Raw genomic sequence first — 13232 nt, 5'->3', positions numbered from 1 at the left:
AGCCGTTTGTTAGCGGAATCCGGGTGACTGTTTCGGGAATTCGCTCCAAGATCGGGGCGCGGTCTGAGGGGGCCGAATCGCATGCTCGGTTCTCCGATAATGTCGGTGCGCAATCTCGCCATGCGTTATGGCGGTGTTGTCGCGCTCAAGGATATGAACCTGTCCGTCGGACCGGGGACGATCCATGCCGTGATCGGCGAAAGCGGCGCCGGCAAGTCGACGCTGGTGAAAGTGCTTGCCGGGGTGGTCAAGCCCGACAGCGGCACCATCCGCATCGGCGACCAGACCGTTGCCATCGACAGTCCTGTCATTGCCAAAAAGCACAGCATCGGCGTCGTCCATCAGGGACTCAGCCTGTTTGCCGACCACTCGGTGCTGGCCAATCTGTTCGTCAACCGGGAACCGCTGCGCAACGGCCTCATCTCCAGGCGCGAGATGGAGGCGCGCAGCCGCACCTTGCTGCGGCAGCTCGATCTCGACATCGACGTTCGCGCTCCGGTCGGCCAACTCGACATGGGCGAGCGGCAGCTTGTCGAACTCGCTCGCGAGCTTCTGCAAGGCCCGCGGCTGCTGATCCTCGATGACCCCAATTCGGCGCTTGACCGGCGCGAGACCGAACATCTGTTCACGGTGCTGCGCGAGCTCAAGGCCAAGGGCATGAGCGTACTCTACGTCTCGCACCGGCTGGAGGACGTGTTTGCCATCGCCGACCATGTCACCGTCATGCGCAACGGCCGCGACGCGCTGTCCAAGGAGCGCTCGGCGCTGAGCGAAGCCGACGTCATCGATGCCATGATCGGCCAGCAGCGCGACAGCCTGTTCCCGCCTGCCCTGCCGGCCAATGCCAGCACGATAAGACCGCAGATCACGGTGGAAGGTCTGAGCGGCGGCCGGATTTCCGGCGTCAGCTTCACTGCCCGCTCCGGCGAGGTCCTCGGCTTTGCAGGGCTTGAGGGATCGGGCGTTGAAGACCTGTTCGAGATGCTGTTTGGCCTGCTCAAGGCGCAAGGCGGCGCGGTGCGGTTTCCCGACGGCCATGGCTTGCCGAAAAACCCGACCGAAGCAGCAAGGCGCGGCATCGGTCTGGTGCCAGCGGACCGCCGGTGCAGCGGCCTGATGCCCGACCGGTCGCTGGCCTTCAACATCGGCAACATCGTCGCCGGCGCCCGCAACTGGGGGCCGCGCCGTTATTCGCCCAAGGCCGCGATCGCCGGCGCGGCAAGGCAGATCGAGGCGCTGCGCATCAAGGGCTTGCCGGATGCGCCGGCGAATTCGCTGCTGGCCGGCGACCAGCAGAAAATCGTCATCGCCAAATGGCTGGAGACGGCGCCGCAAGTGCTGCTCCTCGACAATCCGGCCGGCGGTATCGAGGCGGCCGCCAAGCGCAAGATCTATGTGCTAATCCGGCAGCTGGCGGCGAATGGCTGCATCGTTTTGTTGCGTTCGTCCGAGCCGTCCGAACTGACCAACCTCAGCAACCGCGTCCTGGTCTTCCATCGCGGGCGGGTCGCCGGCGAGGTGTTCGGCGCCGAGATGAAGAGAAGGACGGTGCTGCAACTGATCGCCACCGGCGAGATGCCGGAGGCGGTGCCGCCGAAAAGGAAACTCGTGGGTACCATGGCATGACAAGAGTAGATCCCGCGCCCCTGCTTGCCGGATCGGTTGCCCGCCCGAAGCGCAGCCTTCGCCTGCCGGTGGAACTCGGCCCGCTCGTCGGCCTCGTTGTCCTGGTGGCGATCATCGGTTTTGCCCGGCCGGGTTTCCTCGATCAGGCCAATCTGCTGTCGCTGCTGGAAAGCGCCGCCTATCCCGGCATGCTGGCGATCGGCATGGTGTTCGTGCTCGCCTTGCGCGAGATCGACCTTTCCGTCGGCTGGATGTTCCATCTCACGGCACTGCTCACCGCATTCCTTCTGTCTGCCGGCATCAACCCGTGGCTTGCCGCCTTTGCCGGCGTGCTGCTCGGCGCCGGGCTCGGCCTCGTCAACGGCCTGCTGGTGGTGGCGCTGCGCCTGCCGGTCATCGTGGTCACGCTCGGTACTTTCGCGATGTTCCGGGGCCTGGCGGCGGTGGCCGTCAAGATGCAATCGACCGCTCCGGCCAATCCGAGCGGCGAACTGTTTGAGATCGTTCACGCCAAAATGTTCGGCGTTGTGCCGACGGCCGTCTTTGCCTTCGCTGCAATGGCAGTGGTGATGCAGCTCGTGCTCCAGCGCAGCCGCTTCGGCTACCGGGTCCAGGCGGTCGGCAGCAACCCGCAGGCAGCCCTTTATGCCGGTATCCCGACAGGCACGGTAAGGCTGCAGGCGCTGGTGCTGATGGGCGCCGTCGCGGGGCTGGCGGGCGCGCTGTGGCTTGGCTCTCCCGTCACCGACGTCGACCAAGGCGGCGGTTTCGTGCTGATGGCGATTGCCGCGGCGCTCATTGGCGGCACCTCGCTTTCGGGCGGCCGCGGCACGGTCATCGGCGCAGTGATCGGCATGCTGATCGTCCAGGTGATCCTAAGCGGCATGACCCTGTTCGGCATCGACGCCACATGGAGCCCCTTCGTGATCGGTGCCGTGATGGTGCTGGCCCTGGCGCTCGACCGGCTGGTCAAGCTGGTGCGCAACCGCCGCGCCGAGCGCATTCCGGAAAATATGCACGCCTGAGTTCCGGCACCGGCCGGAAATATCTATTTCTCGTGGTTTGACGCAATTCCCAAGGGAAAGCGCTACGCGCTTTTCCCGGGAAAACCGCTTCACACTTTTCCTGGAATTGCTCGAACTGATGCGATCTGATGGGATCGCTGATGGCATGTTGCATCGCGCCACCATCCACTGGTGGGTGGAGGCTTGCCAACGTGCGGAAAGAAGATGCTCTATCCTGCATCCAGATCGGCGCTGGCAGGAGGATATGATCGGGCATGGCCTGGATCATCGCCGGACGTGGAGGTCGTTTTTCAACATGGGAGGAAAGCAAATGCTGACGAGGCTACGATTACTCGTGCTTGGCTTGATTGTGGCGCTGGCCATTCCGGCCGCGGCGCAAGCCAAGACGTTCTACTGGATTTCGCATGGCGGCCCGGCCGACCCGGTCTGGACCTACTTCCTGGCCGGCGCCAAGCAATGGGCGAAGGATACCGGCAACACCGTCAACACCTCGTTCCACAATGGCGACGTTGCGTCGCAGCAGGAGGCTGTGCGCGCGGCAATATCCGCCAAGGCCGACGGCATCGTCACCACCAGCCCCGATCCGGGCAGCCTGGTGGAGATCGCCAAGGAAGCCAACACCGCCAAGATTCCGATCATCAACTTCAACACGCCCGATCCCAAGGCGAGCTTCAACGCTTACGTTGGCGGTGACAACACCACCTTCGGCAAACATTGGGCGCAATATCTGGTCGACAAGGGCCTGGTGAAGAAAGGCGACTTCGTCTGGATGCCGGTCGAAGTGCCCGGCGCCACCTATGGCGTTCAGGAAGAAGAAGGCATCAAGAGCGTCTTCGAACCGCTCGGCATCACTTATGAAATCACCGAAGCGACGCTCGACCAGGCCGAAGTGATCAACCGCATGGTCGACTACCTCACCGCCAACAAGGCCAAGGTCAAGGCGATCATCGGCCTCGGCGATCTGGTCACCGGCTCGATCAAGCGGGTCTTCGACCAGGTCGGCATCAAGCCGGGCGAAATCCCTGTTGTCGGCTGGGGCAACTCGCTCGACACCACCCAGGAAGTGCTGACCGGATACGTCAATGCCGGCCAATGGCAGGACCCGCAGGCGACCAGCTATGTCGCACTGTCGCTGGCCAACATGGCAGCCTCGGGCATTCCTCCGGGCTTCAACGTCATCACCGGCGCGCTCTATGAAAAGGACACCGCGCAGGTCTACGACGACATCCTGTCCGGCAAGTAATCCAGACCTAGAAACAGTCGCGGCCGCATCGGCGGTCGCGACTGTCCTTCCGTTCCGCCGAGCCTTCGCAGACGATGCGCGGGGTCTCAGCCCTTCCCTTCCTGTCGCGGGTTATCAGTGGAAAACCGTTCGCTCATCCAACGCCTGATCGCGAGGCCGGAATTCGGGCCTTTCGTGCTGCTCATCATCGAAATCGCGGTGTTCTGGAGCATCAACCACGATTTCCTGTCGCCGCAGAACATCTCCAACACGCTGGCCTTCACCGTCGAGCTCGGCCTGATCGCGCTGGCCATGACGCTGCTGATGACGTCAGGCGAATTCGACCTTTCGGTCGGCTCGCTGTTCGGCTTCTCGCCGGTGCTGATGTGGACGCTGTTCAACAGCGGGCTGACCTCGCTGGAGGTCGGCTTCCTCGCCGCCTTGCTGGTCGCCGCTCTCATCGGGCTGGTCAATGGCTGGTTCGTCACGCAGCTCAAAATCCCGTCCTTCCTGGTCACGCTCGGCATGCTCTTGGTGGTGCGCGGCACGGCGCTGTTTGTCACCGACGGCTTTCCGCAGCGGACCTGGAGCGCGGAGGGCAGCTGGCTCGCCGAAGCGCTGGTCGGCGATTTCTTCATCGGGCCGTTCCGCATCTACATGTCGCTGTTCTGGTTCATCGCCGCCGCCCTTATCCTTGGCTATGTGCTGACGCAAAGCCGGGTCGGCAACTGGATCCAGGCGGCGGGTGGCAACCCGAATGCGGCCCGTGCGCGCGGCGTCAACGTCAACGGCGTCAAGATCGGCCTGTTCATCCTGTCGTCGCTTATGGCCTCGCTGGCCGGCGTCATCTCTTCGCTGCGCACATCGGCCGCCAACCCCAACAGCGGCACCGGCTACGAGCTGGAAGTCATCGCCATGGTGGTGATCGGCGGCACGGCGCTGACCGGCGGGCGCGGCACCATCATCGGCACCGTGCTTGGCATCCTGATCCTGCGCGTGATGCGCAACGGCATCGTGCTGATCGGCGTGCCCGGCCTCGCCTACAACATCTTCATCGGCGCCATCATCCTCGGCATGATGGCGCTGCATTCATGGCTGGAACGCCGGCATCAGGCGGGGACGTGAACCATGGCTGAACCGCTCATCCGCATGACCAACATCAAAAAGTCCTACGGGCGCGTGCAGGCGCTCGAGGACGCCAATTTCCATGTCAATGAAAGGGAGATCGTCGGCCTGCTCGGCGACAATGGCGCCGGCAAGTCGACGCTGATCAAGGTGCTGTCGGGCGCCGTGCCGCTGACCAGCGGGGACATCTTCATCCGCGGCAAGAAGGTCAATCTGCGTAGCACCAGCGATGCCATCGCGCATGGCATCGAGACGATCTACCAGGACTCCGCACTGGTGACGCAGCTGTCGATCGCCCGCAACCTGTTTCTCGGGCGCGAGCCGATCAAGCCGCCGCGCTTTTTGAACCGCATGGACCAGGAAGCGATGAACAATGTCGCCCGCGACCTGCTCAAGCAGGTCGGCATTTCCAAGAACATCCCGCCGACGACGCCGATCGGCTCGCTCTCCGGCGGCGAGCGACAGGCGGTGGCGATTGCGCGCGCCATGCATTTCGACAGCGACCTGATCATCCTCGACGAGCCGACCAACAATCTCGGCGTCGCCGAGACGCAAGGCGTGCTGAGCTTCGTGCGCAGCGCCCGCGATTCCGGGCATTCCTGCATCTTCATCGCCCACAACATCCATCACGTCTTCCAGGTGGTCGACCGCATCGTCGTCATGCGCCGGGGCAAGGTGGTGGCCGATGACATCGACCCGAAGAAGACAAATGTCGCCGAGGTCGAACGCATCATCACCGGCATGTCGGACAAGGAAATCCGCGACGCCATCGTCGAAGGCAAGCCATCGCACGGCTGAACGGCCGTCGGCCTTGCGGAGAACCGGTTCCCACTTTTCGGGATCATGCTCTATGACTACAGCCATGAAAGCCACCGTTGCTGACATAGCCAGAAGCTGCGGCCTGTCGACGGCGACCGTCGACAGGGTGCTGAACAACCGGGCCGGCGCGAGTGCTGCCAACCGGCAGCGGGTGATGGAGGCGGCCAAGCAGCTCGGCTATTTGCCGGTGGTCGACCAGGTGACGCTGCCGTCGCGGCCGGCGCATCTCGAATTCTTCCTGCCGATCGGCGCCAACGGCTTCATGGTCGATCTGGCCGGGCATATCGAGGACTATGCGGCGCGGCTGCCGCTCGTCGCCTCATGTCGCGTACACAACCTTGCCGGCATCTCACCCTCAGCACTGCAGGCGGCGGTCGAGAACCTGTCGCTGAAAGCCAACGGCGTCGGCGTCATCGCCGTCGATCACCCGCGAACGCGCAACATATTACGCGACGTGGTCGAGGCGGGCATCCGGCTCGTGACGCTGGTCTCCGACGTTCCGGCCGCCCCGCGCTCAGCCTATGTCGGCATCGACAACCGGGTTGCCGGGCGCACGGCGGCGCTGTTGATGGGGCGCTTCCTCAACGGCCATAGGGGCCATCTGGCGATGGTCGTCGGCTCGCGCTCCTATCGCGGGCATGAGGAGCGCGAAATGGGCTTCCGCTCGGTGCTATCAGAAGAATTTCCCAACCTGACTGTCACCAGCGCCGTCGAGATCAATGACGAGCCGGAGGGCAGCTATGCCGCCACGATGCAGGCGCTGCACAACGAACCGGACCTGCTCGGCATTTATTGCGTCGGCGCCGGACGCTCAGGCGTGGCCAGAGCGCTGCTCGAAACCAGACCGAAGAAGAAACCGGTGTTCATCTGCCACGACCTGACGAAGGAAACGCGCGGCTACCTCGTTGACGACCTCGCCGATGTGGTCATCGACCAGAATGCGCGGCTGATCGCCGAGCAATCGGTGATCCGCCTGCTCGGCTCGATCGCGTCTTCCGCGCCCTATCTGACGAAGAAGTTCATCGAGCCGCGGCTGATCTTCAAGGAAAACGTGCCGGTGCAGTGAATTTGCACCGTGGCGGCTTTTCCTATTTGTACGACAAGTCGGGGTAGCTGCCGCAAATCTGCACAGCAGCTATGCATCTTTTATGGTTGCCGAATCATTAAGCAACTCGTACGTATTGGTGGTCGGCCATCTACTCCTCCCAGATGCGATGCCGGCGCTGAACGCGGTGCACCTCCTCCCGCATCTCGTTCGAAATCGAGCCCGCTGCCACCTCCTCCCGGCAGCGGGCTTTTTTCATTCTCAAATCAATCTAGAGCTGACGAACGGGCTTTATCAAACAGATATGGCCCCCGCCGATGACGGGAGCTTCCATACCCGGATCGCTGGACTTCAGCGCGCCCTGAAAGAACTGATCAGGCCTTCCGCCATGCGCACGAACTGTGTGCTGGGGCCTTGGCAGCCCATGGTCTGCACGCTGACGCGCGCACCTTCGAACAGCAGCGACAGCGTATCGGCGAGAAGCTCGGCCTGACCGATGCCGGCATCGCGGCAGAGTGCTACGAGGCGGTCACGCTGGGCGCTCTTGAGCTCCTTGATCACACTCCGCGCCGGATGGTTCGGCTCGGTCAGTTCGACGGCGGCGTTGGCCATGTCGCAGCCGCGACCGTCGGCGGCCAGCATGTCGGCGACCTTGCGGACCCAGGCATGCAATTGCGCCAGCTTGTCGCCGGGGTGCTCCGCCTCGAACTCATCCCATATTGCGGCGCCCTTGGCCGCCGAAGCGCGCAGGCACTGGATGATGAGTTCGTCCTTGGACTCGAAATGACGGTAGAGCGTCATCTTGTTGGTGCCGGCGGCTTCCGTGATGGCGTCGACGCCGACGCCCTTGATGCCATGCTTGTGAAACATGTCCTGCGCCGTCTCCAGGATACGATCCCGGGGACGCACGCGATCCGTAATGCCGTCTGCCATCGCAGTCTCCTTGTCTCCCTAAATTTTCGGCCCACCTCTTGACTAGGGTGTTACCGGTCTGTAACTATCCGAATGTTACTTACTGGTAACACCTATGTAGCCTTCCGTCAATAACAAGGCCGTGAACTGGTCCTGCCAGATCACAAAGGGTGAAAATTGAAGTTCATGCGGCCCCGGCCGGTGAAGAGATGAAAACCGGTTCGCGATCATCCGATGCGGGCCGCCGGAATGGAGACGCTCCAATGTCGCAGCGCAAGGATTTGACCATCGATGAAGCTATCCGGGATCCGATGATCCGGCTGGTGATGAAGGCGGATCGCGTCAACCCGCGCGCCTTCGAAGCGATGCTGAGGACCGTGGCCGATGAGCAGGGCCTCAGCGGTACGGCGCCGTCTTCGTACTTTTTGCAGGACCCGGGTTCGGCGCGCAGCAGGCGGCTGTCCCGGTCTGCCCATTCTTTTAAAGAGGCCCATTCGTTTAAAGAGGCATGCGTGTCGTGGTAAACTTTTTCATCCATCGTCCGATCTTCGCCTCGGCGATCGCCATCATCATGGTGCTCGCCGGGACGATTTGTTATTTCCTTTTGCCGGTCTCGCAGTTTCCCGACATCACCCCGCCCCAGGTGGTGGTCAGCGCGCACTATCCGGGCGCCAGTGCGCAAGTGGTCGCCGATACGGTGACGACGCCGCTGGAGCAGCAGATCAATGGCGTCGAAGGCATGACCTACATGTCGTCGTCGAGCTCGAATGACGGCTCCTCGACCATCACCATCACTTTCGATGTCGGTTATCCCCTCAGCACCGCGGCCGTCGACGTCCAGAACCGCGTCTCGCAGGCCGCCTCGTCGCTGCCGGCGATCGTCAATCAGGGCGGTGTGACGATCAAGAAGCAGAACCCGAACTTCGTTCTCATCGTCAACCTGACTTCGCCCGACAGTTCGGTCGACCCGGTAGCGCTGTCGAACCTTGCCTATCTGCAGATCGTCGATCCGTTGAAGCGTCTGCAAGGCGTCGGCGACGTACAGATCTTCGGCGAGCGGCGCTATTCGATGCGCGTCTGGCTCGATCCGGACAAGCTCGCCAATCTCGGCATCACCGCCGTCGACGTCCAGAACGCCATCTCGGAACAGAACGTCCAGGTGGCAGCCGGCAAGATCGGCCAGTCACCGGCGCCCGCCGGCACCGCCTTCGAAATGCAGGTCAACGCCGTCGGCCGCTTGAGCGACCCGAAGGAGTTCGGCGACATCGTCGTGCGCGCCAACACCGACACCGGCTCGCTGGTGCGGCTGCGCGACGTCGCCCGTATCGAGCTCGGCGCGCTGCAATATTCGTCGTCGGCCTTCTTCGGCAAGGACCCGACCGTGGTGCTCGCCGTCTACCAGATGCCCGGGTCCAACGCGCTCGATCTGCAGCAGCGCGTCAAGGACAAGATGCAGGAGCTGTCGGCGCGTTTCCCCAAGGGCGTCTCCTACGCCATGCATTACGACACGACGCGCTTCGTGTCTGCCTCGATGCATGATGTGCTGATCACGCTCGGCGAAGCGCTGGTGCTGGTCGTGGCCGTGGTGTTCATCTTCCTGCAGAGCTGGCGCACGACGATCATCCCGACCATCGCCATTCCGGTGTCGCTGGTGGCGACGATGGTGGTCATGGAGATGATGGGCTTCTCGCTCAACATGCTCTCTCTGCTCGGCATGGTGCTCGCCATCGGCCTCGTCGTCGACGACGCCATCGTGGTGGTCGAAAATGTCGAACGACAATTGGAGGCAGGCCTGAAACCGCTGGCGGCGACCAAGGCCGCGATGGCTGAAGTCACCGGACCGATCATCGCCACCACGGCCGTGCTGATGGCCGTGTTCGTGCCCGTCGCCTTCATTCCCGGCGTCTCCGGGAAGCTCTACAACCAGTTCGCGCTGACGGTGGCGATTTCGGTCGGCATCTCGGCTTTCAACTCGCTGACGCTGAGCCCGGCGCTGAGTGCCGCCTTCCTGCGCCATCGCGGCGAGACGCAGTTCGCGCCGTTCCGCTGGTTCAACACCGGCTTCGACAAGCTGTCGCATGCCTATGCCCATGGCGTGCGCATCCTCATCCGGCTGCGCTGGATCATGCTCGGCCTGTTCGCGGCCGGACTGGTGGCGACCTACTTCGTCTGGCAGAAGCTGCCTTCGACCTTCCTTCCGGTCGAGGACCAGGGCTACTTCTTCGTCGTCATCCAGCTGCCTGACGGCGCCTCGCTGGAACGCACCGACGCGGTGGCGCAGAAGGCGCGCGACATATTGCAGGCGACGCCCGGCGTCGACATTGTCGGCTCGATCAGCGGCCTGAACTTCCTGACCAGCGCGGCGCAGTCGAACTCGGCGGTCGAGTTCGCCATCCTGAAGCCGTGGGAAGAACGCGGCCCCGACCAGAGCGCATCGAAGCTCGTCGCCGACGTGCGCGGCAAGCTGATGCAGATTCCGGAAGCCTTCGCGCTGTCCTTCGATCCGCCCTCGATCCCGGGTATCGGCACCACGGGCGGCTTCGAATTCGTCGTCGAGGACCTCACCGGGCGCGGCAGCGTGGCTCTCAACGACGCCACGCAAGCCGTGATCGCCGAGGCGCGCAAGCAGCCGGAGATCAATCCGCAGCAGCTGTTCTCGCCGTTCTCGACCTCGACGCCGCAGTTCAACTACGACCTCGACCGCAGCAAGGCCAAACTGCTCGGCCTCAACCTGCCCGATGTCTTCAACACGCTGCAGATCTATCTCGGCTCGCTCTACGTGAACGACTTCAACCTGTTTGGCCGCACCTTCCGGGTGACCATCCAGGCCGACAAGGATGCACGTGCGGGCGCGGCCGACATTTCGCGGCTCTATGTGCGCAATGCGTCCGGCGGCATGGTGCCGCTCTCGACGCTGGGCAAGCTGGTGCCGTTCGTCGGGCCTGAAACCGTGCCGCACTACAACAACAACGCCTCGGCCACGATCAATGGCGGCGCTGCCCCCGGCTTCTCGTCGGGCCAGGCGGTCGCCGCGATGGAACGGGCCGCTGCCACCGCGCTGCCCAGGGATTTCGGTTTCGAATGGACCGGCATCACCTTCCAGGAGCTCAAGGCGGGCTCGATCGCATCGATCGTCTTCGGCCTCGCGATCGTCTTCGTCTTCCTGATCCTGGCGATGCAGTATGAGAGTTGGGCGATGCCGTTCATGGTGCTGCTGGCGGTGCCACTGGCCCTGTTCGGCGCCTTCGCAGCGCTCTTCCTGCGCGGCATGCAGATCGACGTCTACTCGCAGATCGGCTTCGTCATGCTCATTGGCCTCGCCGCCAAGAACGCGATCCTGATCGTCGAGTTTGCAAGGCGACGGCGCGAGGAAGGCTTGAGCATTGTCGACGCGGCGATGGAAGCCGCGCGGCTGAGGCTGCGGCCGATCCTGATGACGGCCTTCGCCTTCATCCTCGGCGTGCTGCCGCTGATGTTTGCGACGGGTGCTGGTGCAGCAAGCCGGCAGTCGATCGGCACCACCGTCTTTGGCGGCATGGTCGCCGCGACCATCCTGTCGCTGGTGTTCGTGCCTGTCTTCTACGCGGTGATCGAACAGCTGCGCGAAGGCCACGAGCGCAGCGAACCCGCCGCCCATGACCATAGTGACCAGGACAACAATGAACCGACTGCCGACCCAGCGCCCGTGCGACTGGCCGAAGCAGCCGAATAGAATTGGAGACCAAAATGCGTAAATGGAAAATAGCTTTGGGAACGGCCGTCGCGCTCGGGGCGATCTCGGTGGCAAGCGTTCACTTCCTCGACATGGGCAATCTCAGCCTCAATGCCGGCACGGCGGCAGCGACGCCCGCGCCAGCGGCATTCGTCATGCCGGTGCCGGTGGCGAGCGTGGTCAAGAAGACGATCCCGATCTATCTCGACTACGCCGCCCGCATCGAGGCGATCCGCAGCGTCACGCTGCAGGCTCGCGTGCCGGGTTATCTCGAGGAGCAGACGGCTGATGACGGCGCGGATGTGCGCAAGGGCGACCTGCTCTACAAGATCTCGCCCGCCGACTTCCAGGCGGCTCTCGACCAGGCCAAGGCCGAGGTGCAGCGCGACCAGGCGAGCCTCGACTATGCGCGCTCCAATCTCGGCCGCGGCTCCGAACTCGCCAAGAGCGGTTATCTCGCCAAGGACGGGTTCGACCAGCGCACCAGCACCTTGCGCCAGGCCGAAGCGTCGCTTGCCGTCAACCAGGCGGCGGTGCGCACGGCCGAGCTCAATCTGGGCTATGCCGAGATCCACGCCCCGTTCGCAGGCCGCGTCGGCCGCAACCAGGCTTCGGTCGGCACGCTGGTCAGCGTTGCCGGCACGGTGCTGAACACGCTGGTGCAGCTCGACCCGATCTACGTCACCTTCAACCCGAGCGAGACGGATCTCGCCGAAATCGAGCAGGCCCGCGCGGCCGGCCCGATCGAGGTCGAGGTGCTGCTGCCCGGCGAGACCGAGGCCAGCCAGAAGGGCGAACTCACCTTCATCGACAACACAGTCGACCACTCGACCGGCACGATCACGGCACGCGCCACCATCGGCAATGCGAAATTCTCGCTGCTGCCGGGCCAGTATGTCCGCGTGCGGCTGCACATCAAGCAGCTGCCCGACGCGCTGATGGTGCCGCAGGTGGCGCTGGGTTCGAGCCAGCTCGGCAAATATGTCTATGTCGTCGGCAAGGGCAACACGGTCGACCAGCGCATCGTCACGCTTGGCGCCAACAGCGGCGATCTGGTGGCCGTGCTGACCGGCGTTGCCGAAGGCGACCAGGTGATAACGGGCAATCTGCAGAAGATCGGACCTGGAATGCCGATCTCGCCATTGCCTCAGGAAAAACCGGCCAGCTGATAACCCCCATCAGCCCCGGTTTCTGTGGCGCCCTCGGTTTCCACGCCGAGGGCGCCGTTTTTATTGGTAGCTCCACCAGACCCGCGACGGCTTGGCTGGTCGCATGGAAGCGCATCAGGGCTTGCCAGAAGGGCGGCCAGGCGTGCATGCGATGTAGAATTGCCAAAGCGAGTTGCAGAAAGATGATCCCTCTATCCGAAACTATGGCTTTGCACATCGATTGCACGGGCCTGACCGTTTATATGACGCGCGAGGCCTTGCAAAAATTGCCTGCCGAGTTGTCTCGAATAAGCGACGCTCCGCCTCAAGAATGTTTTGAGATCCACTTGCGTAGTGCATTTTCGCAGTTCGATGAAAATGAAAACTACGCTGGCCCAGCGTTCAAATCTTCCGACGGACTGGCAGCTCTGCTTGAAGGGATGCATGCCGCGGCCGTGAAAGACGCAATCCAGCGGGGCGAGGCTCCGCCTGATGCGCTGCCTTCTCCCTTTGAGCTGACTTTCATGCATGTCGGCGCAGAGGCCGTGAAGCAAGTGGCGACGCAACCGGATAACTAGGTTGGTTGCCGTGTGGAATG

General features: G+C 63.2%; 11 protein-coding genes. 10 read left to right on the top strand and 1 reads right to left on the bottom strand.

Going from position 1 to position 13232, the window contains the following annotated elements:
- Window positions 1-81 precede the first annotated feature (81 nt).
- The 6 genes from AC1DYC_RS29235 to AC1DYC_RS29210 all read left to right on the top strand — a co-directional run bounded on the left by AC1DYC_RS29235 (window position 82) and on the right by AC1DYC_RS29210 (window position 6883).
- Window positions 82-1626, top strand: a complete 1545-nt coding sequence (locus AC1DYC_RS29235) for a sugar ABC transporter ATP-binding protein (protein WP_477411152.1) — start codon at window positions 82-84, stop codon at window positions 1624-1626.
- On the top strand, window positions 1623-2651 hold the full coding sequence (locus tag AC1DYC_RS29230; RefSeq protein WP_477411151.1) for an ABC transporter permease: 1029 nt from the start codon (window positions 1623-1625) through the stop codon (window positions 2649-2651). Before AC1DYC_RS29235 ends, AC1DYC_RS29230 begins: the two co-directional genes overlap by 4 nt.
- Before the next feature lie 310 nt (window positions 2652-2961).
- Entirely contained in the window at window positions 2962-3894 is a 933-nt protein-coding gene (locus AC1DYC_RS29225) for a substrate-binding domain-containing protein (RefSeq protein ID WP_477411150.1), read from the top strand.
- A 117-nt stretch (window positions 3895-4011) separates the two neighbouring features.
- Window positions 4012-4998, top strand: a complete 987-nt coding sequence (locus tag AC1DYC_RS29220; RefSeq protein WP_477411149.1) for an ABC transporter permease — start codon at window positions 4012-4014, stop codon at window positions 4996-4998.
- Window positions 4999-5001: 3 nt separating this feature from the next.
- Window positions 5002-5796, top strand: a complete 795-nt coding sequence (locus AC1DYC_RS29215; RefSeq protein WP_477411148.1) for an ATP-binding cassette domain-containing protein — start codon at window positions 5002-5004, stop codon at window positions 5794-5796.
- Between the two features lie 64 nt (window positions 5797-5860).
- On the top strand, window positions 5861-6883 hold the full coding sequence (locus AC1DYC_RS29210; protein ID WP_477411147.1) for a LacI family DNA-binding transcriptional regulator: 1023 nt from the start codon (window positions 5861-5863) through the stop codon (window positions 6881-6883).
- 330 nt (window positions 6884-7213) lie between these two features.
- Here AC1DYC_RS29210 and AC1DYC_RS29205 read toward each other — a convergent pair whose 3' ends face one another.
- Complete coding sequence (locus tag AC1DYC_RS29205) at window positions 7214-7795, bottom strand: TetR/AcrR family transcriptional regulator (RefSeq protein WP_436258799.1); 582 nt, start codon at window positions 7793-7795, stop codon at window positions 7214-7216.
- A gap of 242 nt (window positions 7796-8037) precedes the next feature.
- Between AC1DYC_RS29205 and AC1DYC_RS29200 the strand changes: the two genes are divergently transcribed.
- From AC1DYC_RS29200 to AC1DYC_RS29185, 4 genes are all read left to right on the top strand, one after another.
- On the top strand, window positions 8038-8298 hold the full coding sequence (locus AC1DYC_RS29200) for a hypothetical protein (protein ID WP_477411146.1): 261 nt from the start codon (window positions 8038-8040) through the stop codon (window positions 8296-8298).
- Window positions 8292-11486: an efflux RND transporter permease subunit gene (locus AC1DYC_RS29195; RefSeq protein ID WP_477411182.1), complete on the top strand. Its 3195-nt coding sequence runs from the start codon at window positions 8292-8294 to the stop codon at window positions 11484-11486. The genes AC1DYC_RS29200 and AC1DYC_RS29195 overlap by 7 nt, the downstream gene beginning before the upstream one ends.
- A 14-nt stretch (window positions 11487-11500) precedes the next feature.
- Window positions 11501-12655 carry an efflux RND transporter periplasmic adaptor subunit gene (locus tag AC1DYC_RS29190; protein WP_477411145.1) on the top strand — a complete coding sequence of 385 codons (1155 nt, stop codon included), beginning with the start codon at window positions 11501-11503 and terminating at the stop codon, window positions 12653-12655.
- Between the two features lie 203 nt (window positions 12656-12858).
- Complete coding sequence (locus AC1DYC_RS29185; protein WP_477411144.1) at window positions 12859-13212, top strand: hypothetical protein; 354 nt, start codon at window positions 12859-12861, stop codon at window positions 13210-13212.
- Window positions 13213-13232: the final 20 nt, after the last annotated feature.

Source organism: Mesorhizobium sp. P2_E7, assembly GCF_056403855.1.
This window is presented reverse-complemented; position numbering and strand designations above follow the sequence as displayed.